The organism is Metabacillus sp. SLBN-84 (assembly GCF_053629595.1).
This window is the reverse complement of sequence record NZ_JBRJIP010000001.1, coordinates 1,474,476-1,496,081: the sequence shown is the minus strand read 5'-3', so window position 1 is coordinate 1,496,081 and position 21,606 is coordinate 1,474,476. Positions and strand designations below refer to the sequence as shown.

26 protein-coding genes and 1 tRNA gene are annotated in these 21,606 nt (G+C 43.0%); 6 read left to right on the top strand and 21 right to left on the bottom strand.

What is annotated here, in order from left to right; genetic code table 11:
- Window positions 1-12: 12 nt before the first annotated feature.
- Genes comGC through comGA form a run of 3 tightly spaced genes read right to left on the bottom strand, consistent with a single transcriptional unit; the run spans window position 13 to window position 2,434 of the window.
- Window positions 13-324 carry a competence type IV pilus major pilin ComGC gene (comGC, locus tag RKD52_RS07380; protein ID WP_454099211.1) on the bottom strand — a complete coding sequence of 104 codons (312 nt, stop codon included), beginning with the start codon at window positions 322-324 and terminating at the stop codon, window positions 13-15.
- A gap of 18 nt (window positions 325-342) precedes the next feature.
- Entirely contained in the window at window positions 343-1,377 is a 1,035-nt protein-coding gene (gene comGB / locus RKD52_RS07375; protein ID WP_454099210.1) for a competence type IV pilus assembly protein ComGB, read from the bottom strand.
- Window positions 1,367-2,434 carry a competence type IV pilus ATPase ComGA gene (gene comGA, locus RKD52_RS07370; protein WP_369735857.1) on the bottom strand — a complete coding sequence of 356 codons (1,068 nt, stop codon included), beginning with the start codon at window positions 2,432-2,434 and terminating at the stop codon, window positions 1,367-1,369. Before comGA ends, comGB begins: the two co-directional genes overlap by 11 nt.
- 196 nt (window positions 2,435-2,630) lie before the next feature.
- On the opposite strand from comGA, the gene RKD52_RS07365 reads away from it, so the two are divergent.
- Window positions 2,631-2,702: transfer RNA gene (locus tag RKD52_RS07365), tRNA-Gln, on the top strand.
- Between the two features lie 330 nt (window positions 2,703-3,032).
- On the opposite strand, the gene RKD52_RS07360 is transcribed toward RKD52_RS07365, so the two are convergent.
- Both RKD52_RS07360 and RKD52_RS07355 read right to left on the bottom strand, forming a co-directional pair.
- Window positions 3,033-3,281, bottom strand: a complete 249-nt coding sequence (locus RKD52_RS07360) for a hypothetical protein (RefSeq protein WP_342823499.1) — start codon at window positions 3,279-3,281, stop codon at window positions 3,033-3,035.
- A 182-nt stretch (window positions 3,282-3,463) separates the two neighbouring features.
- Window positions 3,464-3,844, bottom strand: a complete 381-nt coding sequence (locus RKD52_RS07355; protein WP_035207135.1) for a Spx/MgsR family RNA polymerase-binding regulatory protein — start codon at window positions 3,842-3,844, stop codon at window positions 3,464-3,466.
- A 269-nt stretch (window positions 3,845-4,113) separates the two neighbouring features.
- Here RKD52_RS07355 and RKD52_RS07350 point away from each other — a divergent pair, with 269 nt between their 5' ends.
- Window positions 4,114-4,359, top strand: a complete 246-nt coding sequence (locus tag RKD52_RS07350) for a DUF2626 domain-containing protein (RefSeq protein ID WP_029279699.1) — start codon at window positions 4,114-4,116, stop codon at window positions 4,357-4,359.
- Between the two features lie 437 nt (window positions 4,360-4,796).
- Here the strand turns inward: RKD52_RS07350 and RKD52_RS07345 are convergent, their stop codons facing one another.
- Window positions 4,797-5,885: an SAM-dependent methyltransferase gene (locus RKD52_RS07345; protein WP_454099209.1), complete on the bottom strand. Its 1,089-nt coding sequence runs from the start codon at window positions 5,883-5,885 to the stop codon at window positions 4,797-4,799.
- An 8-nt stretch (window positions 5,886-5,893) separates the two neighbouring features.
- Window positions 5,894-6,526 carry an MBL fold metallo-hydrolase gene (locus tag RKD52_RS07340; RefSeq protein WP_454099208.1) on the bottom strand — a complete coding sequence of 211 codons (633 nt, stop codon included), beginning with the start codon at window positions 6,524-6,526 and terminating at the stop codon, window positions 5,894-5,896.
- 81 nt (window positions 6,527-6,607) lie between these two features.
- On the opposite strand from RKD52_RS07340, the gene RKD52_RS07335 reads away from it, so the two are divergent.
- Both RKD52_RS07335 and RKD52_RS07330 read left to right on the top strand, forming a co-directional pair.
- Window positions 6,608-7,054: a hypothetical protein gene (locus tag RKD52_RS07335; protein ID WP_454099207.1), complete on the top strand. Its 447-nt coding sequence runs from the start codon at window positions 6,608-6,610 to the stop codon at window positions 7,052-7,054.
- Window positions 7,055-7,136: 82 nt separating this feature from the next.
- Window positions 7,137-7,310, top strand: coding sequence for a DUF2759 domain-containing protein (locus RKD52_RS07330; RefSeq protein WP_029279690.1), 174 nt, complete (start codon window positions 7,137-7,139; stop codon window positions 7,308-7,310).
- 60 nt (window positions 7,311-7,370) lie between these two features.
- Here the strand turns inward: RKD52_RS07330 and RKD52_RS07325 are convergent, their stop codons facing one another.
- The 13 genes from RKD52_RS07325 to RKD52_RS07265 all read right to left on the bottom strand — a co-directional run bounded on the left by RKD52_RS07325 (window position 7,371) and on the right by RKD52_RS07265 (window position 19,739).
- Window positions 7,371-7,682: an MTH1187 family thiamine-binding protein gene (locus tag RKD52_RS07325; protein ID WP_454099206.1), complete on the bottom strand. Its 312-nt coding sequence runs from the start codon at window positions 7,680-7,682 to the stop codon at window positions 7,371-7,373.
- Window positions 7,683-7,703: 21 nt separating this feature from the next.
- Window positions 7,704-8,801 (bottom strand): YqgU-like beta propeller domain-containing protein, encoded by a 1,098-nt coding sequence (locus RKD52_RS07320; RefSeq protein WP_454099205.1) that lies wholly within the window; start codon window positions 8,799-8,801, stop codon window positions 7,704-7,706.
- A gap of 51 nt (window positions 8,802-8,852) precedes the next feature.
- Entirely contained in the window at window positions 8,853-9,995 is a 1,143-nt protein-coding gene (locus RKD52_RS07315; protein ID WP_454099204.1) for a M14 family metallopeptidase, read from the bottom strand.
- Between the two features lie 131 nt (window positions 9,996-10,126).
- On the bottom strand, window positions 10,127-12,010 hold the full coding sequence (locus tag RKD52_RS07310; protein WP_454099203.1) for an LTA synthase family protein: 1,884 nt from the start codon (window positions 12,008-12,010) through the stop codon (window positions 10,127-10,129).
- A gap of 350 nt (window positions 12,011-12,360) precedes the next feature.
- Entirely contained in the window at window positions 12,361-13,329 is a 969-nt protein-coding gene (locus RKD52_RS07305; protein ID WP_454099202.1) for an ROK family glucokinase, read from the bottom strand.
- Window positions 13,330-13,396: 67 nt separating this feature from the next.
- The gene (locus tag RKD52_RS07300) at window positions 13,397-13,597 is read right to left on the bottom strand and encodes a YqgQ family protein (RefSeq protein WP_029279680.1); all 201 of its coding nucleotides are present in this window, start codon (window positions 13,595-13,597) and stop codon (window positions 13,397-13,399) included.
- A gap of 145 nt (window positions 13,598-13,742) precedes the next feature.
- Window positions 13,743-14,912 (bottom strand): rhomboid family intramembrane serine protease, encoded by a 1,170-nt coding sequence (locus RKD52_RS07295; protein WP_454099201.1) that lies wholly within the window; start codon window positions 14,910-14,912, stop codon window positions 13,743-13,745.
- Between the two features lie 190 nt (window positions 14,913-15,102).
- The gene (locus RKD52_RS07290) at window positions 15,103-15,279 is read right to left on the bottom strand and encodes a hypothetical protein (protein ID WP_087946341.1); all 177 of its coding nucleotides are present in this window, start codon (window positions 15,277-15,279) and stop codon (window positions 15,103-15,105) included.
- Between the two features lie 67 nt (window positions 15,280-15,346).
- Window positions 15,347-16,117 carry a DUF92 domain-containing protein gene (locus RKD52_RS07285; RefSeq protein ID WP_454099200.1) on the bottom strand — a complete coding sequence of 257 codons (771 nt, stop codon included), beginning with the start codon at window positions 16,115-16,117 and terminating at the stop codon, window positions 15,347-15,349.
- Window positions 16,110-16,676 carry a 5-formyltetrahydrofolate cyclo-ligase gene (locus tag RKD52_RS07280; protein WP_454099199.1) on the bottom strand — a complete coding sequence of 189 codons (567 nt, stop codon included), beginning with the start codon at window positions 16,674-16,676 and terminating at the stop codon, window positions 16,110-16,112. The genes RKD52_RS07285 and RKD52_RS07280 overlap by 8 nt, the downstream gene beginning before the upstream one ends.
- Before the next feature lie 63 nt (window positions 16,677-16,739).
- Window positions 16,740-16,889, bottom strand: a complete 150-nt coding sequence (gene rpmG, locus RKD52_RS07275; RefSeq protein WP_070875478.1) for a 50S ribosomal protein L33 — start codon at window positions 16,887-16,889, stop codon at window positions 16,740-16,742.
- 109 nt (window positions 16,890-16,998) lie between these two features.
- On the bottom strand, window positions 16,999-18,048 hold the full coding sequence (locus RKD52_RS07270) for a sugar phosphate nucleotidyltransferase (RefSeq protein WP_454099198.1): 1,050 nt from the start codon (window positions 18,046-18,048) through the stop codon (window positions 16,999-17,001).
- Window positions 18,049-18,053: 5 nt separating this feature from the next.
- Window positions 18,054-19,739 carry a glycosyltransferase family 4 protein gene (locus RKD52_RS07265; protein ID WP_454099197.1) on the bottom strand — a complete coding sequence of 562 codons (1,686 nt, stop codon included), beginning with the start codon at window positions 19,737-19,739 and terminating at the stop codon, window positions 18,054-18,056.
- 198 nt (window positions 19,740-19,937) lie between these two features.
- Here RKD52_RS07265 and RKD52_RS07260 point away from each other — a divergent pair, with 198 nt between their 5' ends.
- Entirely contained in the window at window positions 19,938-20,285 is a 348-nt protein-coding gene (locus tag RKD52_RS07260) for a hypothetical protein (protein ID WP_454099196.1), read from the top strand.
- Complete coding sequence (locus tag RKD52_RS07255) at window positions 20,282-20,758, top strand: endolytic transglycosylase MltG (RefSeq protein WP_454099195.1); 477 nt, start codon at window positions 20,282-20,284, stop codon at window positions 20,756-20,758. Before RKD52_RS07260 ends, RKD52_RS07255 begins: the two co-directional genes overlap by 4 nt.
- 100 nt (window positions 20,759-20,858) lie before the next feature.
- Here the strand turns inward: RKD52_RS07255 and phoU are convergent, their stop codons facing one another.
- Window positions 20,859-21,518, bottom strand: a complete 660-nt coding sequence (phoU, locus tag RKD52_RS07250; protein ID WP_454099194.1) for a phosphate signaling complex protein PhoU — start codon at window positions 21,516-21,518, stop codon at window positions 20,859-20,861.
- Window positions 21,519-21,606: the final 88 nt, after the last annotated feature.

The window sequence follows — 21,606 nt, the reverse complement described above, 5'->3', positions numbered from 1 at the left end:
AGCGTGAACCCTTTATTCGACTGCAGGCGCCTCACCGACTTTGCCCTCAGCATCAATGGTAAGCGCCGTGCCATTAGGACATGCAGGTGCTTCTTCAAGGTACCCTGCCGTCACAAGTTCTTCGATCGTCGCAGTCTTTTTCGTTTCAATCTGATAGGCGGAGGCTTGGGCCTGAACCGTGTTTTTCAGTCCTTCACACCCTTTGCTCTGGATGTTTGCATGATGTTTTGTAATATTGGGAATGGTGATCAAAAGCAGTACGGATATGACAAGAAGGACAATAAGCATTTCAATCAGTGTAAACCCCTTTTCATTTTTAACCATAATCAGACTCCTTTCCCTTTATAAAGCTTCCATCATGTGATACATGGGCATGATCATTGACAGGTACATGATCAGCACTGTAATTCCCACTGTGATATAGGCTGCAGGCTGAATTATCAGCAGCCATTTCATTGTTTTGTCTTCAAGTCTTTCAAGGACAAACTGGCTGTATGTATACAGCTCTCTTGCAAGCCTTCCGTTTGCTTGTCCATGGCCGACGACCTGACTCATTTCCTTTTCGTAAAAACAGTTAAGGCTTATGAGGGTTTCAAATCTCTCCCCTTTTTTTAAATGTTCAATAAACCATTTCGCTTCATCTCTGTAAAACGGAAGAAAATTCTGATGTTCAAAAACCTTGAGTGATTCATAAATCGATAAACCGCTTTTCAGAAGATTGCTCAGCTGCAGGGAAAAATAGTAGCTGTTAATAAGGACAATGATTTTTTTCCAGATTGGAATTTTCAGCATAACCCTCATTTTCCTCTGAGGTTTAAAGGCTCTCAGCCGGACCATATAATAAACACCGAAAAGCATCAGGAAGACGAGGCTTCCAATCATCCCTAATTTTACTGCTTCAAACAGGAAAAATAGAAAATGTGTCAAAAAACTGGGCTCAAGGTTCATGGAATGGTAGATCTGCTGAAACTGAGGGGCAATAACAGATTGTGAGAGGTAAAAGAGAATTCCAATTGTAAAGAAGAGAAAAAGAGGATATTGCATGACCTTCTTCCATTTTTCGTGCTGTACGACTTTTCTGCTGAGCATATCTCCCGCCTCTTTAAAGGCGGCATCCAAATCCCCGTGCTTTTCAGCAAAATACAAATAGCTCAGGACTTCACGGTGAAAGGATAATTCTTCAAAAGCCGACCTGATGGACTGGCCTGCAGAGAGCCTCCGCAGACAATGAGCCACATCCCCGCTTTTGTCTGCCCGAAGATCAATTGAAGTAAATGTTAGTGCTTCATTTAATGTGTAGCCCTTTTCTAAAAGACTGCTCATCCTCTTCAGAAATTGAGATTGCTCCTTAAGACTCCATCTTTTTTTAGTCTTCATAGGCATACATCCATTTATGAAGAGCATAGGAGGGCAAGTACCCAAGGGCAATTCCCTTTTTTATCGCATCCCTTAAGGTGGCATAATCACATTCGACCTTTTCTCCTCGGGCTTCTTTTATGGCAAGAGTAAGATTTTTACCGTACAGCATTTCAAAGATTCCAAGTCTCCTGACGTTCCTCATTTTTTTACACTGCGGTGAGCATTCGCCCTCGCAAAATGGACATTTAACCCCGACAAGCCTCTGAGCAACGACCGCGAGAAACGTCTGCTCAATTTCAGACAGGCTTACATCAAATTCAAGCATTCTGTATATGGCGCCTTTGGCATCTCTTGTATGCATCGTCGAGAGCACCAAGTGCCCAGTTAGCGCTGCCCTGATTGCAATTTGTGCGGTTTCCCTGTCTCTTATTTCACCGACCATAATAATATCCGGGTCGTGCCTCAGTATGGCCTTCAGCCCGACCGCATACGTGATCCCCGCTTTTTCATTAACCTGTACCTGCAGAACCTCGGAGCTTTTCGTTTCAACCGGATCCTCAAGCGTTATGATGCTGCGGTTAAAATGTTTTTTTGCATAATGAATGAGAGAATATAGAGTCGTTGTTTTTCCGGAACCGGTTGGACCGGTGAAAACCATTAAACCGTGGGAATGATTTAGAAAAGAGAGAAGTTTTTGTGCGGACTGCGGAAAAAGCGACAGCTTGGTGACGGAAGGGATGCAATCATTCGGGAGGATTCTGATCACTAGACTTTCTTCAAAAACGGTAGGAAGAGTGGACATGCGAAGCTGCACATTGATTGCCTGATTTGACAGAGCAAGTGAACCGTTCTGCGGCCTCCTCCTCTCGCCAATATCCATAGATGCAAGAAATTTAAAATGTGCGATGATCCTGCCGCAGACTTCTTTGCGGATAATCCTCTTTTCAATGAGATCATCATCGATTCTGTATTGAATGACCGCGTCTGTTTCCCTGGGAACAAAATGAATATCAGAAGCGTTAAGCTCACAAGCTTCTTCTACAATTCTTTCACTGAGCAATTCGATGGAATTCATGATTTCCTCCTTTCTGAGCGGCTACTGAAAGCCTACCTCATTTAAGAAGAAAGCGCACACGGCGAAAAGTAAATTTTCGGGACGATTCATGAGTTCTATAAGGGTGAAAAACTCATTTTCTCCTGGATGAAAAACAAAAAATAGAGCGGCAATGAATAATTTTACAAGTTCTGCCCATACTTAATAAAGTCTTTAATGGGCTATAGCCAAGCGGTAAGGCAACGGACTTTGACTCCGTCATGCGCTGGTTCGAATCCAGCTAGCCCAGTACGAAAAGCGGAGCCGACTGTTCAGCCCTGACAGGCAGAAAAGAAATCACCGGAAAAGTCCGGGTTTGACTTTTTCGGGGATTTTGTTCTGACGGAAGGGCTAGGAGGCGGAGCTAGACACCACGAAATGCGGAGCCTTCCGTTTAGCTCCGGGAGTCAGATAAGAAATCACCCAAAAAGGCCGGTTTTGCCTTTTTGGGTGATTTTGTTCTGGCAGAGGAGTTGGAAGGCGCAGCTGGACACCACGAAAAGCGGAGAGATCGGGATGTTCAACCTTTGCACAATCACCAAACACCAAAAAACCTGCGGATATTGTATCCGCAGGTTTTTTAAGCGTTTCTTTTCGCATAATAAATATATGGCTTCCTCTTTGATTTGAGCAAGGACGGTTTTAGATAGTAAACCCTGTACCCGCTGTTCAGGATTTCATATTCAATATATTTCAGCTTGTTCTTTTTAGCAAACTCTTTGGAAGCTTTTTCGATGCTTGCCTCATCTGTAATAAAATTCGGGCTGGAGTAGTCTGTTGCTACGTTCCGGTTGCCAATGCCTTCTAGGAAAAATTGAATTTCTGTCATCATCATTCCACCCTTTTCGTTCTTTATAATGAACCATCTGTATTCACTATACAAAGAAAAGGCTGAAATGAAAATCTTCAAATTCGGGCATATTTTTAAGTTATCACATCATTACTAGGTATTTCTGCATAATTCTAATGAATTCTTATTATTTCGTTCCCTATAAAGAACAGGGGGACTTTTTATGAAACGGATTTTTGTACTTCTTTCTTTTTAGAAAGCTTTGTAAGGGCTTGAGGATTATAGCCGACGACCAGTTTTTTTCCGTCTGTGATAATAGGCCTTCTAAGAAGTTTGGGCTCGTCGATGATCAGTTTTATCACATCTGAAAGCGGCAGTTCATCTATATCCAGGTTCAGTTCCTTGTATGTCTGGCTGCGGGTCGCTAGAATCTCATCCATGCCGTCTGTTGTAAGCTGAAGGATTTTTTGAAGTTCTGAATAAGTAGGAGTTTCGCGAAACAAATGTTTTTCATTGAAATCAACGTTATGTGCCTTAAGCCAATGCTTTGTCTTTCTGCATGATGTACAGCTCGGATAACTATAAAAAACCAATTCGTTCATTGTCTTCATCTCCCATTTCATATTGTTTTTTTATGATCAATTTTGCTTAGACGACAGCTGTTCAACTTGTATAAACCGATTGTACAGCAATTGTTTAACTTTTGTACAGCAATAAGCCTTGATTTCAACAAACTTTTTTTTAGGTTTGTTTACACTTTGTGACATAATTGGTACTTCTAGAATGTAAACGCTATTTACAAGGGTGTTGGACGTACATTATAATAAAAAAAGTGATGGACTTAGGGACTTAACAAAGGAGGGATTGACATATGGATCGCATGTTCCGAGTATTAGGCTTCTGGACTGGCATCTTCGCTGTCATGTTTTACCTGGGAGATATGAAAACGACTTCATTATTATTCTTCGGTCAGACGGGATTTTTCGTGTTTTTATCTTATCTTAAACTTTCTGAGCGCATGTACATTTACGTGTTCGGCGCATATTTAACGATTTTCTTCGTGGGCTTTACATATTGGACTACATTTATGATGGTACCTGGGCAAGGCGGTCACTAAGAAAAGCGGAGCCGACTGTTCAGCCCTGACAGGCAGAAAAGAAATCCCCGGAAAAGTCCGCTTTTGACTTTTTCGGGGATTTCTTTTCTGACGGAAGGGCTAGGAGGCGGAGCTGGACACCAAGAAAAGTGGAAGCGCCCGGTTAGCTCCGGGAGTCAGATAAAGAAACGGCGGTATAGGCGCTTTTTGCCTATACCGCCGTTTCTGTTCTGGCAGAGGAGTTGCGCGATGGAGCTAGACACCACGAAAAGTGGAATCGCTCGTTTAGCTCCGGGAGCCAGATAAGAATCCGGCTGAAAAGTCCGGGTTTGACTTTTTTGACGGATTTGTTCTGGCAGAGGAGTTGAGCGATGGAACTGGACACCAGGAAAAGCCAATTCGCGCGCCCCCTCTATCGGACTTATCAGACAAAAAAATGGTGATCTGCAAAATGCAGGTCACCATTTTTTATAAATGTCTTCAGTCAGGCGTTCAATTTCTTTGCCATGCAGATACACATGAAACGCAGAACTGATACCCCCCGGCATGATCAGGTCTCTTACAGCTCTGTTCTGTTTGGCAGACGGGCTGAAAGGATCTCTGTGGGAATGCTCATGAAGAAATGAAAGGATTCCCGCATTCATCAGAAACTGATCCTGCCTTTCTTTCACGAGCAGGTTCCACCCAAGCTCTTCCGCTTTTTTCTCATAAGCATCAAAATGGATATGGGTTGTTATATCCATTTCAAACGGGTGCAGAAGCGGCGGCATCATTTGATGTTTGAAATATCCCCTCATGCTCCCCTGCTTTCTTGCAGGAGTGTGCCACTCTGCGTTTGTGTAGCCATAGTCCGCCATTGCGATGACAGCAGCCTCACAAGCATGATCCAGCATCCGCATATAGCTGAGCATAGACAGCGGCACTTCAAAACGCTGGCCTTCTGAGAGCTGAATATTCTGCCACAGCAGGAAAGAAACAATCTCTTCATTTTTGAGAGGCTCGAATTCTTCAACGAGCAAGCCATTTTTATAAGCCACTTTCACTTCAGCAAGCTGTGAATCTATTTTGGCAACTACATGTACAGGAAAGGCATCAAACAGTTCGTTTGAGAAGATGATCCCTCTGAAATTATCCGGAAGCTGCTCCTGAAAAGAAACGGCAAGGTGTGCACACCTTTGCATTTGAAGGTTTCTGTGAAACCCGCTTCCTTCAACAGAAATAACCGTTAATGCCTCATAAGTATGAGGTGAACACTTTTTCCATTCCAAAAGGAGTGCTTCCAGAAATCTCCCTGTGCCCCCGCCGATTTCACAAAACGCCGGTTCAGCAAGTCCTTTTTCAACAATCCTGGAAAAAAAGGCTGCAAATACTTTCGCATAAACATCCGAGACATTACTGGATGTGTAAAAGTCCCCGCCTTTTCCTATCTTTTGCCCAGGTCTTGAATAGTAGCCGTGCTCTGAATGATAGAGGACAAGGTTCATATACTCCGCATAGGAAATAGAGCCTCCCTGCCGGTCAATCAAATCGAAGACAAGCTGTTTCATGGCACTTCCTAAAAACCGTTTAAAAATGGATTGCTGTCCATTTCGGCTCCTATCGTTGTATCCTGTCCGTGTCCAGGCAGCACGACCGTGTCTTCAGGAAGGTTCAGCAGTTTGTCATGAATGCTTTTAATCAGCTGGCGATGATTGCCTTCAGGAAGATCCGTCCGGCCAATGCTGCCCGCAAAAAGAGCATCTCCCGATACGACAAATCCGCTTTCCTCAAAGTAAAAGGAAATGCTTCCCGGTGAGTGGCCCGGCGTTTCCAGCACTTTGCAGGAGAAAGACCCCGCATTCAGAATGGTTTCCTCATCAATCAGATAGTCGGCGTCTTCAGCTGCAATAGATTGTCCAAGAAAAGCATTTGACCCGTTCTTAGCTGGATTACCAAGCCACTTTTTTTCAAGTCTGTGTATGTAGACCGGAACTTTGTATTCATTGCGCACGTCGTCAACTGCGCCGATATGATCGAAATGGGCGTGTGTCAGAAGCACAGCTACTGGCTTCAGGCCGCGTTTTTGCAGGTGCTGAATCAATTTATTTCCTTCGCTCCCCGGATCAATGACCAGGCATTCCTTTTCGCGGTTAGAGATTATGTAGCAATTTGTTTGGAGAGGACCTAAAGGCAGCTGCTCCCAATTCATATAAACACCCCGTTGCATGCATTTTCTTTCTATTCTACACTAAAAAGGGAAACAACTAAAAGAAGGAGAGGCTGAAAAAGGGTGAAAAGATTATGGGGAATTGAATGGACCAGTGATGCCTGTGCTCAAGCTATTCAGGAATATGACTGGATAGACAGAGCGGATATGATCACGGTAACAGAATGCAGCCGTCTTGTCACACAGCTGAAAGAAGAAAAACATACTCTGATAGAAGATGTGCACGAGCTGCTGCAGACAGACCTGAGTGTGCTGTACGATACATTTACTGACTATGGTTTTACAAGTGAAGCGGGCCGCCATTATTTCCTTTCAGAGATGATCCTTTCGTTCAGACTCACAAGCGGCGATCCTCTCGAGAAACACATGTGCAGACTTCAGACAGAAGAGCACCTGATTGCAGAGAATGGCAGCGTTTTATTCACAGACGCAGACAATTTGGAGCTCATGAAAAAAACGGCTGAATCATATGGCGTCTGCATAGAATTCGGGCCTCGACAAACAGAATGAAAACGTTTAAACTATTAAAAGGAATATTTTTCTTTCTTCATGATTTTATGAAACGACTTACATACGTCAGGGGGCTACAAATATGGGGTTAGTTATTATTTTTGCTCTTGTTACATTGCTGTCTGTGCTCGGATTGCTGCGCTCGTTTAAAGACAAAAATGTAATGGGCATTGTTTTCGCCGGCGGAACACTTGCTGTTTTCGGATGGTTTACTGTTATGACCATTCTTCACCATGGATTTCCAACTGCTCATTAATAGACAGCAAAAAACGGCCATACCGGGTGCACATGCACTCTGTATGGCCGTTTTTGTTTTTTACTCCTGATGGGCATTTACACTTTTAAGCTTGCTTTCCATTGTAGACGGTTTGTCTCTCCGGTCATCAATGCGGATATTGGTGGCTACTCGTTGAATCCCTTTCTCAAAAGGAGACTCGTGAATCGCCTGAATGACTTCAAATAAATCCGGCAGCTCCCCTTCGATAAGCGTATTCATCGGGGTAAGCCGAAATTTAATCTTGCCTTCCGCTTCATATCCTCTAAGGATTTTTTGAACTGCTGCTACATATTGGCTTACACTTGCCGTTTCGGTGCCTATTGGTATGACGGTTACATCTGCTATGGCCATGTTCGTTCCTGCCTTCTTTTTTCATTTAACGATACTCTTAATTTCCCCATCTTTCAAGTGAATGAGCTTTTCCCGGTACGATCCGTACAAAGCATATTTCCCGTCGGGTGAAAGGCTGATCGGACTGTTATCGACATTCCGGGTGATGACCTTCATTGATGCTTTTTCCGGGTCAACAGCAGTCAAATCGAACTTCCCTTCCGTATCTCCCGGAATAAAAGTATAGAATACACCTTCTGCCGTGTCATATTCAGGAATAAGCCACTCAGAGTATAAAGGAGTTAATGGAACGTCAAATGAATAGAGAAGTTCTCCGTTTTTGAAAAATAAATACGTGCCGGTTGATTCCTCTTCGTTCTCTACTTTTATTGAAAATGTGTATTCCCCAAAATGCGCATGTGAAATAATGTGTTCATCAAGAATCCGCTCTTCCTTTGTCTGCAGAGAATAGGCTGCAAGAGGAGCTGTGAGCTGCGGTTCTGCTTCATTCCATTTCAGATAAGTGACTTCATCATCAGTGAGCCACTGAATAAAGGGAAGCTCGACCGGGTTTTTTTCAAGCGAATAATCACTCATTGAAAGGAGAAATGTTTCAAAAGACCAGTTTTCATCAAAAGCTGTGATGAAAAGTTTTTCTCCTGATGGACTCCATGACAGATTCAGTTCAGTTGACGGGAATGACCGCTCTGTTCTGATATTTCCTGATTGATCAAGGATCGTGATGTTTGCCTCATAGCTTGAAGGGCTGGAGTGAACGGCGAGCAAGCCCGTCTCCCGGTTGATTGACAATTGAACGATGGATGCCTTTGTTTCAAAAAACGGTTTTCTTTCTCCTGTGAACAAATGATATTGGTAGACGACTGATCCGCCGGCATTTTCGCTTAAATAATAAATACTGCTCTCATTTGCCCAGTCTTCAGCAGAAAAGAATTCTGCATCCGAAAGCGGGACGACATCTTTTTCTGGTGCCTTGTCTGCAGACTTATCTTTCTCATTCAATTGCTCTGATTTTACTTCCTTTTCGTCCGGAACATCCCGAGATTGATGAGGCTGCTGCGAGCAGCCGGCAGCAAGCATGACAATAAATAGTACAGCGGTAAATAGTCTGGCTCTCATCATCCCGTCTCCCCTCTTCTTATCTTGTATTACGTTCAGACTTGCTGAAAAGTTTCAGGATTTCAGCATATATAATGAAGCCCAGAAAATGCCTCTGCTTTTTTTGTAAATTTCATCGAACTGACTGAGCGGAAGAGGATTCACTCCCGTCCCAAGCTCTATAGTATACCCGCATTTCTTCTTCTCCAAAACAAACCAGTCCCTGAATCCAGCGTGACTGTCAATGGTTCTGATCGCTTTATAGCCGCTCTGCCTGCTGAATTCTTTCACGATGATGCCCGCTTGTTCAGGCTCGCAGTTCATATATCCCCAATAGATTTCTTCTCCCTGGGTATGGACAGCGACAACCATATCAAAATTCTCTCTATCCGCAAGCTTTGCCATCATAATGGATTCCGGTTCAGTCAGCGGCGCGTCACCCGGGTAGTCCCTTGAAGACGGTGCTTTCGGAATTTTCCTCTCCTTTTCAATCTCCCAGTTCGCAGGATATTGATTGTTCAGATCAATTCCGTTTATATTCGCCTTCCACTGTTCAAAATCAAGGCTGTTATTGTTCATCTGAAGCGTCGAATGATAGTGCGGATGATCAGACGGTAGACCGTTCAGTACAAGCTGTACACCGTCAGGATTGACCATCGGGACAAAAGAAAGCGATACTTGCTGATATAAATCCATTGCGGAATGACCTTCAAATGACCCTCCGTCAACAACCGCTTCTAAATATTCATGAAGCCAGTTCATCAGAACAGATGTTGTAATCCATTCATTTGCATGAAAGGAGCCGTTCATATGGACTTTTTTGGGTCCGTTTCCAATTTTAAGCTCATACACCGGCAGCCCCAGAACACTGTGTCCAATGGTCCGTTTTTCTACAAAAGGATATGCATGAAGGATTTTTTCGAGATCTTCAAGCAAAACAATGTAATCATATGCTCTCTTCTTTTGGATAAACTCAGGTGATGGCGGCAATGGAATCTGACCCTCATAAAAGTCTATTATATTCCTAATATGAGGTGCATTGAAAGTGGACGATATGTGACAGTTTACATTCTCGGTAAAAGGTATGCGGAGCGTCTCTCCTGAAAGGATGCAGGCTGCAGAACAGGCAGGATTTGCCTCAAACAGGAGCTGTTCATGTATATTCAGCAGATGGGACAGTTCTTTTAAATGTGTATCCCTTTTTACTCTGACAATCATTTCAATCCCCCCAAAAAATGTGCTTATATTCAGCATATGATTGCATGTGGGCTTTCTTGTTAAAGCATTTTCCAAAGGGGATCAAAGAAAATGAAAAAAAGCTTTGGCACAGGGCCAAAGCTTTTGCAGGTTTATTCTTGTTTTTCATTTTCCTTTTTCATTTCATCATAGAAACGAAGCAGGTCACCATAGATGATTTTATCGGAGTAGTTAAGCTCCTGTTTTGCTTTATCCATATATGGTTCACATGCATCCTTGTCTTCAGCAGGCTCCTCTGTTGATTTATCGTAGCATGTGCCGCTTGTGTAGACAAATTTGTCTGTGATGAAGCTTCCATCACGCAGAACCGTAAACGGAAGTTTATCTTTTGAGAAAAGATCCTTGCCGAATTCAATCTCATCTTTCGTCTCTACGCCAAGCAAATGCATGAGTGTAGGACGTATATCAATCTGACCTGAAACATCAGAAATGGTTTTAGGATTCTGATCTGTCACACCAGGGATATGAATGACAAAAGGCACTCTCTGAAGCTGAATTTCATCGTACGGCGTCACTTCTTTGCCGAGGAATTCGCCCATGGCTGCATTGTGGTTTTCAGAAATGCCGTAATGGTCGCCATAAAGGACAATAATGGAGTTCTCGTAAAGACCTTCATCTTTTAGTTTTTGAATGAAGTGTTTTAAGGCCTCATCCTGGTAACGCACAGTCGGGAAGTAATTATTCAGCGTTTTGCTGTTTGAGTTAAACTCATCCACCATTTTGTCTTCTTCGTTCAGTTCAAACGGGAAGTGGTTGGTAAGCGTGATATGCTTGCTGTAAAACGGCTGGGGAAGTTCTTTCATATGGTCAACAGACTGTTCAAAGAACTCTTTGTCTTTTAATCCCCATCCGACAGAATTTTCTTCATTTACCTCATAGTCATTTACATCAAAGAACCTGTCATACCCGAGTGTCTGATACATGATGTCGCGGTTCCAGAAGCTTTTATTGTTGGCATGGAAAACGGCCGAATAGTATCCTTGCTCTTTAAGCAGCTCAGGAGCCGCTGCATATTCGTTGTTGCTGTTTGTAAAGAATACTGCTCCCCGCCCAAGCGGATACAATGAATTCTCTACGATAAATTCAGAATCGGACGTTTTACCCTGTCCTGTCTGATGGTAAAAGTTTTCAAAGTTATAGCTTTCACCGATAAAATCATTTAAAAATGGCGTGATTTCTTTGCCGTTAATGGTTTCGTTAATGACAAAGCTCTGAGTTGATTCCAGTGAAACCAGAATAACGTTTCTGTCTTTTGCGATTCCGAACATGTCTTTATTCGGTTCTTTTTTATTCGCTTTTACATAGTTCTCTATTTCAGTAAGACTGTTGCTGTCTGCAAGAGCACGCTGTGCAGATGTTTTGGACTGCAGCACGCCGTCATAAATGTGGAAATTATAGACGCTGATGTTTTTCACAAGCATCTCACGGTCAAAGGAACGTGTAAGCAGCTGCGGACGTTCTGTCTCAGCCAGTCCAAGGTTAAAGAAAAAGATTCCGGCAACAAGCAGATAGAAGGCCGATTTTTCTTTTCTTGTGACGGTGGCATCTGCCTGAAAGTGCGGGCGCTTCATAAGCCAGGCAAGAATGACAATGTCAACAAGCAATAGCAGATCAAGCGGTTCGAACAGGGAAGAAATGCTGCTTCCCAGGTCACCCATATTGCTTGTCTGAAAAAGAACCGGAATTGTCAGGAAGTCATTGAAAAACCGGTAAAAAACAATGTTGGCAAGCAGGACAAACGTAACGATCATGCTTGCAGCAAGGATATAGCGGTTGCGGTTCTTCTCTTTCATGAACAGGCCAAAGCCGAAGATAAACAAAAGAAAGCTCAGGGGGTTAATAAACAGGATAAACTCCTGGGTGAAATTTTCAATTTTGATATCAAAGCTAGTTTTGTAGACAACGTATGTTTTGATCCACATGAACAATGTCGCGATAAGCAAAAATGAAATTTTTGAAAATGATTGGATACGCATTTCATAACCTCCTCATTCGTTAGAACCTGCGCAGTCAAGATTTCGTTTTTTTATTTTTTTAAATTCTCTTTAATTTCCATATAATTAGGCAGATTAAACAACTAAACCATATCTTAATACTTCTTTAACAAAAAATCAATCGTTTTTAACACTTAGCTTACAATAGGATGATAGAATTGTAATGTTGTTCAGCTTATTCGTTTTACCCTATAGTTAGACGTATAAAACCCAAAAAGGTTTCAAAAATGCCAAAGTAAATATCTTCTGAATATTCTTTAAAATAAGAAAGGAGCCTTATCTGCTTTGATAAGGCTCCTTTTAGTATTGCTTGCCCGGGTTTTTATATGCGATTAAACCGCGGAAAGTTTTGTTTTTACAAGCCACGCTCCGCCAATAACGCCCGCATCATTGCCAAGAGTTGCAATGGATATAGACGCGCCTTCAGCCACACGCGGGAATGCATAACGCTTGAAATACTTTTCTGTGTTTTTTCTTAAGTGCTCTCCAGCTCTTGAAACTCCTCCGCCGATTACAATCTTCTCCGGATTCAGACCGTTTGAAAGGTTTGCAAGTGCAAGACCAAGCTGTTTCGTAATATACTCAACAACTTCCGTTGCAAGAGCATCACCCTGTTCAGAAGCTTCAAAGACATCTCTAGACGAAATGCTGCCATTTTCAGCATAAAGGGTTCTGAGGCTGCTATGCGCATCACTTTCGCTCAGTTTTTCAACGGCAAGTCTTACAATGCCCGTTGCAGATGCAATTGTCTCTAAACAGCCTTCTTTTCCGCAGTTGCAAGGTGCTCCGCCTTCAGTCACAGAGGTAATGTGCCCTATTTCTCCCCCTGCACCGTTTACACCATGCACAACAGTTCCGTTTGAAATGATGCCGCCGCCGACTCCTGTGCCAAGCGTTACACAAATAACATCCGTCGCTCCGTCTCCGGCTCCCTTCCACATCTCGCCGATCGCTGCGATGTTTGCATCGTTGTCAATAACGGCTCTAAGGCCTGTTTCAATTTCAAGATGATGTTTTAGCGGGTAGTTCTTCCAGCCAAGGTTCACAGTTTCATACACAAGTCCTGTTTCTAAATTCACAGGTCCGGGTGCACCCATTCCGATGCCGGCAAGCTTTGCTTTTGTCTGGCCAAGTTCTGTAAGTTTGGCGTCAATGGCCTTTGCAATATCTGTCGTAATGGTTTTTCCGCTTTTATCTGTAGGGATCTCCCACTTTTCAATCATTTCGCCGTAATGGCTGATAAATGCCATTTTAATTGTTGTACCGCCAAGATCTATTCCAACCAGCCATTTATCTGTCATAATATGTCATCCTTTTTTGTTGTAGTCTTTGAGAAACCGTTTGCACAATCATTTAAAACAACAGGAACTATTTCTTTTCAAGAACCCGCTGCCTTTCCTGCCTCAGAAGCAGGATCGCCATTTGGTAGTCCTTTACGTCCATTAGGTTTGATTCATATATTTGCCTGATTTCCATTTCCATCAGTTCAAGATCAGCTGCTCTGTCTCCAATATATATGATTGTTCCCATTTTTTTTAGAAACTGCTGAATATCGTAAATCGTTTTCATCAATACACCTGCTCATTTCAAAGATATTCTGCATGAACCTACATAAAAGTATAAAGGAATGTCACTTTCCGTCAAGAGGATATTTTAAAATTCAAAACTAGAACATATTTTTAAGGGAACAAAAAAAGAGCGGAACCGCTCTTCGCTACAATCCATTTATCAGAAGTGAACCGTAAAGATACAGCCCCCCTGTAAAAAACAATGCCAGAACAGCTCCTGTCAGCCGCAGTCCCCATTTCTTCTGTTTGGGCAGCTGCACCATCAAAGCTGCAAGAAATCCTCCTGCAAGACCTCCGATATGACCGGCGTTATCCACTCCGGGAAATACAAAGCCAAAGAGAAGATTCAAAACGATAATGAAGATGACATTTGTTCCAATTGTCCTGAAAAACAGCTTAGGCTTGGCAATACCCATATAGAGCAAGGCTCCGAAACAACCAAAAATGGCGCCTGAGGCCCCGGCGGATATAGAAGGACTGAATGCAAAGCTTGCGAGCGTTCCTGATGCTCCCGCAAACAAGTAAATAAGCAGAAACCTTACAGACCCGTACATCCTTTCAACCGCACCCCCTATATAAAGAAGCGCCAGTGTATTCATCAGCAGATGAAGGATTCCGATGTGAAGAAGAATGGGGGTGAACAAACGCCACCATTCCCCGTCAGCAAGCAGCGGGTTGTATTTCGCCCCATAGTCAACAAGCGTTTGAGGGTTTTGGCTGCCTCCTGAAGCTTCAAGAAGCATAAACATGCCGACCTGCAAACCGATAAACAAATAGGTGAAAAGAGGTTTTCCATAACGGAAAAGCTGCCTTTCTTCATTCGCTTTCTTGTTTGAATGAAAGATGGCCTCCTTCTTTAACAAGCTTATGTCTGCTTCTTCTGCATCTTCTAAAAACGACAGCCTTTTCCCAAGCAGCGCTCCAAGATAGTCAATCATCTTCTGCTCATTGTCTTTATGGATAACAACCGATTTAATGGTTATTTTTCCTTCCTGATGCGGTTTTTGGGTCCGGTGTTCCCAATCATCGACAGGCGGATAGGGAGAGAGATAAATATTTAGAAGCTGGACAGGGTGCTTGAATGTTTGCGCGCGAAGCCTATCCATTCTGAATGCGGTTCTCTCGATATCCTGCTGAAGCTGACTGCCCCAGTCCAGGTCAATCTGCAGGATGCGGATAAGCTGAAACTCTTTATTTTTATTTGGAGCAAGCAGCACTTCTTGATCATCGTCCGAAAGACGGATGATCTGATCGTTATGCCGCGTGACAGCATCATGAACATATTTCCAGAAAAACTGTTCCTGCCTCATTCCCATATGCTTCTCTCCGACCTTTTTAAATATAGTATACCAACTCCATGCATCCCTGTTAAGAAAAGCGCCTGTTCCTTAATCTGATGAAGCCTGCAAATCCGCCTGCACAACAGGTGTTCCAGAGGTCTTTCTGATGCCTGTGATTAAGTATATGTCTGCAAAAAGACAAAAAAGCACCTGCAGGAGGCGCTTTTCAGCGGAAAACACGGAACATAAACTTATTTCGGATAAACGGTATCCTCATCGACAGCTGTATAAATTGGTGCCGGATGGCCGGGCTGCTCAGAACGGCATTCATCAGCCTGTAGCGGTACTGATAAAAGACAAGAGCTCCGAGTATAGTCAAAAGTACAGAATTCACCTTTCGCATGATCATCCCTCCTGCTATTACTCTCTGCGGGAGATCACGGTTTTATCCATACATCATTCACTTTCGGTTAATAAAAAAGAAATACAAGCAAAGCTGCACCAAGGATCGCGGTGAAATTAACGGCATCATTATCAAGAAAGCCGCCGGTTTTCACTCCTTCCGTACCGCAGTGCATCTTTTTTTCTGTTGCTTTTCCGCATGAAGGGCATTGAAACTGAACCTGAACTGCCGCACCGAGAAAAGTATCGAGCAGATTTCCGGCAAAACCAATAAGAAGGATCAGATAGAACTCCATTGGCTCAAGGGAAAAAACAGCATATGCGCAAAGCGCTATCAGCCCGGATCCTGCCGCTGCAGCTGCTGTGCCGAGAACGCTGACTGCGCCTGATGTTCCCTTCTCCACTTGTTTAAAGGAAAAAATCATTCTCGGCTTCTTTCTGCTCAATGTTCCAATCTCTGAAGCCCAGGTGTCAGCATTTGCAGCAGCAATTGCAGCGCTGTAGACAGCAAACCCCCCCTCAAACGGAAAAAATGCATACAGAATGCTTAATAGTGAGGCAGCACCTCCATTTGCAAACACTTGAACGGCATCCCTCTGATCTCCTTTAACAAGCATTTCTTCAACACTCGCTTTTTGATTCCTCTTGTACTTGCTCCATAAGCTTGAGCTTCCAAAAAAGACGCCCAGCAATATCAGTCCCGGATATCCAAAGCCTGCATAAATGGAGACGCCGGTACAAGCCGCTGCCGCTGCACCGCCAAGCGTTAAAGACTTCAGCTTAAATCCTGCAGCAGAAATGCCCAGAATAAACAGAATGGAAATTGAAAGATCAGCCACTTGTCATGATCACCTCATCTTCAGTTATGATCTTCCTGACCGGAATATCATGATGTTCAGCAGGAAGCTCAGGCAGAATTTGTTCAGAAAAGGCAAGAGAGACCGTCATCCCGCCAAACGAAGGAAGATACCGGTCATAATAGCCTCCACCGTAGCCGATCCGGTACCCCAATTTGCTAAAACAAACCCCGGGAACAAATAGAAGATCCATTTCGTCAGGCGTCACTAAGGATGTTTTTGAAACAGCGGGTTCCTTCAAGCCGTAATAAACAATTTCCAGCTGATCTTCTGATGTATACGTGCGAAATTCCATTTCCCTGGTTTTCGGCAAGCATCTCGGAATAGCTACACGCTTGTTCATCTGCAGCGCTTTTTCAATGATACTATTTGTGTCAACTTCCATGCCGCGTGAGATTGTAATGCCAATCGTCTTGCTGTCTTTCCAGCAGGAGGATTGAAAGAGTTGTTTATGTATACGCCCGCAAAGGCTCCTGTATGTATCAGGGTTCATCTCCGACATTTGGTCCAGCATTTGTTTTCTCAATGTTTTTTTCAGCATCAGCCATTCTCCCTTTGCTAAAATTCGCGTAAAAAAAAACAGCAAGGAAAAAATTCCTGCTGCTTACTTTGTTTCGCGGTGCAATGTAACCTTTTTCTCTCTAGAGCAGTATTTTTTAAGCTCCATACGATCAGGGTTATTACGTTTATTCTTTTTAGAAATGTAATTACGTTCGCCGCATTCTGTGCAAGCCAATGTAAGATTAACGCGCATGTTGATTTCCCTCCAAACTGAAAAAACTTATACTAAATCAGACTTAACTATAATAGCATTTTTAAAAAATAAATGCCACATTATTTTCATATTTTATTTCATACAGATGTTAGGAATTTTTTTTCGTGTACTCCTGCCAGGCATTTGCCGTCTCTTCATTCATATCTGCGAGAGCTGAGTGATCCTGAATTTGGCACTGCCCGATCATCCCGCCAAGACTGCACGCTTTTCCTATATAGCTGTTTTCCCACAGAATGGAATGTGTAACGGAAGATTTTTCGTGGATGATGGCTGATTCAGACAATACAGTGTGAGGACCCACTGTAGCCCCTTCATGTATAATCGTATTGCTGCTGATATAGATTGGGCCCTTTAAGGTTACATCGTCATGAATGGTAACTCCGTCCTCCATCCAGATGCCCTTGGCAATCTCTTTTCCTCTTGGGGCCAGGTTCACCCGATGTTCAAGCATATCAAATTGTGCTTCGCGGTAATTTGAGAGAGTTCCAATATCCGACCAGTACCCATCCGCTCTGAAAAGGGAGATGGTTTCTTTATTTCGGATCATTTCAGGAAATAGATCATTGCTGAAGTCACTGCATGCAAACTCTTCCAGATATGAGAAAATGCTTGGATTGAAAATATAGATCCCCGTATTGATGGAGTGGTCTGAAAGGTCATTCCACTTCGGTTTTTCAAACATCCTGCTGATATGGGTTTCTTTTGAAAGCAGAACTCCGTATTCAATCGGGAGATCCAGAGGCTTTGTGAAAATCGTCGCAGCCGCACCGTGTGACAAATGATGATCAATGCCTGCTGTTAAATCAAAATCGGTCAGAATGTCCCCGCTGATGACAAGAAAGGGTTCTGTCAGAAGCTCTTCTGCAAGCTTGACGCTCCCTGCTGTGCCAAGAGGCATTTCCTCTTCACTGTATGTGATTCTGATGCCCCACTTAGAACCGTCTCCGAAATAGGACCTGATGGCTGATGACAAGTAATGTACGGTCATAATAACATCATCTATACCATGCCTTTTGAGAAGCTCAAGGCTATATTCCAGTACGGGCTTATTCAATATGGGCACAAGCGGCTTTGGACAATGATTTGTAAGCGGTCTGAGCCGGCAGCCTTCTCCGCCTGCGAGGATAACAGCTTTCACTTTATTCAGCTCCTTGTCTTTATAGAATTCAGCACTTCATATACTTCTATCACTTGCTCTGCAAACAGATCATAGGAAAAACGCCGCGAAACGTCAGACAATCCTTCCTTCGCAAGGCGATCTGCCCATTTTTTATTTGTGAGTGCCTCTAAGATAGCTGATGTTAAAGCTTCCGAATTCCCCCGCTCAAATAAAAGACCGTTTTCTCTATGCCGGATGATTTCTTTAAGTCCGCCGGTATCAGATGCAATTGTAAGCTTACCCGCTGCCATGCTCTCAAGGGAGATCATTCCAAAGGGTTCATACAAACTTGGCACAACGGTCATCTCACAGTTCTTAAAAAATATATGAAGAGGTGCATCGTCTAAAAAACCAAGAAATATGACATGATTTTGAACGTTCAATTCTTTCGCTAGTTTTTCATATTCGCTGCGGAACGGCCCATCTCCTGCAATCATAAGCCTAATTTCAGGAAAACGCTTTAAAATTTCCGGCATGGCTGCAAGCAGCACGCCGAATCCTTTTTCGGGGACCAGCCGCCCCGCTGCAAATATATATGGCTCTCCAGAGAAAAAAAGAGGTTTTTTGTTTTTAGAATTTTTATCATTCATATTACTTTTCAGCGGATTTATTCCATTATAGATGACCGCAGACTTGCCTGAGGCCATTTCTAATTGGTCTTCAGCCTGTTTCTTCATATATTTGCTGCATACGATGACCCTGTCAGAATCTTTAACAAGTCTTTTTTCTTCCATAGTAATGTGTTTCTGCAGCCGGGTGCATGCGGACCCGTTTCGCCCTATTTCTGTCGCATGTATCGTCGCTGCAAGCGGAACTCCCCATACTTCCTTTACAGCCCGTCCGGCTCCGGCAGTCAGCCAGTCATGTACATGAACAAGATCAAATGAGAGGCATCTGTTTTTTTTCAAAAACTGAACGAAAGCAAAGTTCATGTTCAGCACCCACTCTTCAAGGCTATTGCTTGTTTTATGCAGGGGTTTTAACCTGAATATGTGCAGAAAAGGCGCCGGGTTTTCATAGCCTGCCAGAGCGTGATCTGCTGCAGCAGTTAATAGAATGACTGTTTTCTTTTTTTCAGCGAGGGCTTGAACAAGGATATGCACATGACGGCCAAGCCCGCCAACCAGATTTGGCGGATATTCTGTTGAGATCATAACAACAGAAGCGTGAAGTTTGTGGAGCGTGCTTTTGATCTCCTCCACATCCTGCATATTCGTGTTTATGTCCTTAAACTTTAGCGGATCTATTTCATCTGGAACATTCCCATAGGAGGTGTATCCGGAAAAGCAGCGTTCCCAGTTCGTCCTGGGAGAGGCCGATCGCCAATCTGAACTGCTGCCGCTGCCGGTTTCTCCATCAACGGAGTCTGATCTTGCAAGTGTAAGTTCCTTGTTTTGATCATAAATGACAAGATCGGCAAAGTAGGTTGCTTCCGTTCCGCTGTATGAAATGAATGCGTGCCATTCATGTTGCAGTTCTATATCCTTATAAGCAAGAAACCCTTCTGCCTGCCTGAAAAAGCGAATCTTAATTCCAAGGAGGGAAAACGCTTTGCCGAATAGAGCGGACACAATCCTTTGATCCGGCTTATCAATATGCAAGCTTGCATACAAACCTGACCGTTTTCTGGCGAGACTGATTCCTGTCCCCTTTTCATGAATGATTTCCACTGCTATTCCCCCTCTCTTCACTTGATTCATTGGCATTTCCCGCACACCCATTTTTTCTCCTTATTATGACATAAATCCGGCAATGGAAAAAAGCTGATCCAATAGGGACAATTTTCGACAATATCTACGAATTTTCTTTAGTCCTTAAGCTTTTTGTGGTATAAAGAAAAAGGGAAAAAATATTAGAAGGTGAATAAAATGGAGATTATGATTATTGCCCTGTTTGCCGTAAGCATCCTTTTAATTGGCGTCTCATTTTTTCAGAGAGATTCCGTTAAAGACATTGAACAGGAAGTAGAGCACCTGTCCGTATCATCTATGCAGGAGATCTACAAGCTGAAGAAAAAAGTCAGAGTTTTAGAAGAAGAAATTCTGCAAAACGGCCTTCAGCTTTCAGATTATGATTCAATTGATCCTCAAACGCTTCAGCGCATTGTTTTAAAGCATAATCAAGGATTATCCACTGAAGCCATTGCACGTTCTGAATACTTAAGCGAGGACGAAATCAGAGACATTCTTAAAAAGAATGAGAGGGTCCTAACATGAGCAGAAAAGGATTTCAATCGTTCGCAGCAGGAATGATTCTTTCCACATCTGTACTCGCTGCCACTCACTTTTTCGGAGAAACCAACGATAAAGCGACTGTGACTGTCGATAGAGAAGTAACTGAAAATGACATCAAAGAATACTTAATTAAAAATGGCCAGACGGCTGTTGATACGAAAGAATATGACGAATTGATTGCCTTTAAAGAAAAGGCTTTGATCGAAAAGCAAAAACAGGCTGAAAAACCTGCAGAAGAAAAACCACAGCAGGAAAACTATACCCTTAAAATTGTAGACGGCATGGCGACATCTGATGTTTCGCGCATTCTCGAACAGGAAGGCGTTATCGAATCAGCAAGCGAGTTTAACGATTTTGTCATAAACGGAAATTATCATACAAAAGTACGCATGGGAACATTCCAGCTTAAAAAAGGCATGAGCTTCAGCGAGATTGTAAATGTTCTCGTAAAATAACAATGAGTGAACGCCAGAGAAATCAAGGCGTTCATTTTTCTATTTGGGATTTCCGTACATAAAAAAGCTTGCCGCATATGCGGCAAGCTTTTTTGATAGTTTAGGCGTTAAGGTCGTATCTTCTGCCTTTTACAAGGTAAAGGACGCTTTCAGAGATATTTGTCGCATGGTCAGCCGTGCGTTCGATGTATCTGCAGACAAACATCAGCTGAGTAAGCTGCTGCATAAGCTCTTTGCGCTCAGGCATGATTTCAAGCAGCTCACGGATTGTCTGGCCGTATAAATCATCTACCTGATCATCCATCTCCGCTACTTGTTTGGCAAGGACAACGTCTTCTTCGTTATATGCCTTTACAGACAGGGACAACATTTCCACAGCAATCGCATGCATTTTTTTAATGCTTTCAATCGGTTTAAATAAAGGCTCGTCCCCGATTCTGATTGTTGATTTTGCAATATTAACGGCAAAGTCAGCCATTCTTTCGATGTCGTTGGAGATTTTAATGGCAACGATAATCCTTCTCAGATCAATGGCAACAGGTTGCTGCTTGGCAATCAGGAGGATGGCCAGGTCATTGATTTCTTCATCCAGATCATCAATTCTTTCATCATTTTCGATAATTTCAAGCGCTGCTTCTACATTTCTTGTTTCAAGAGCACTAATCGCATCCGACAGCGATTTTACGGAAAGGCTTGCAATTTCATTTAATTTATCCTGAAGAATTTTTAGATCATATTCAAACTTCTCTCTTACTACCATGTCGCTTCCCTCCAATAGTATCATCATTCAGCAGTGTGTGTTTATTCTAGTAAATCATACAGGAATAAGCCGTGCAAACTGATCGTTT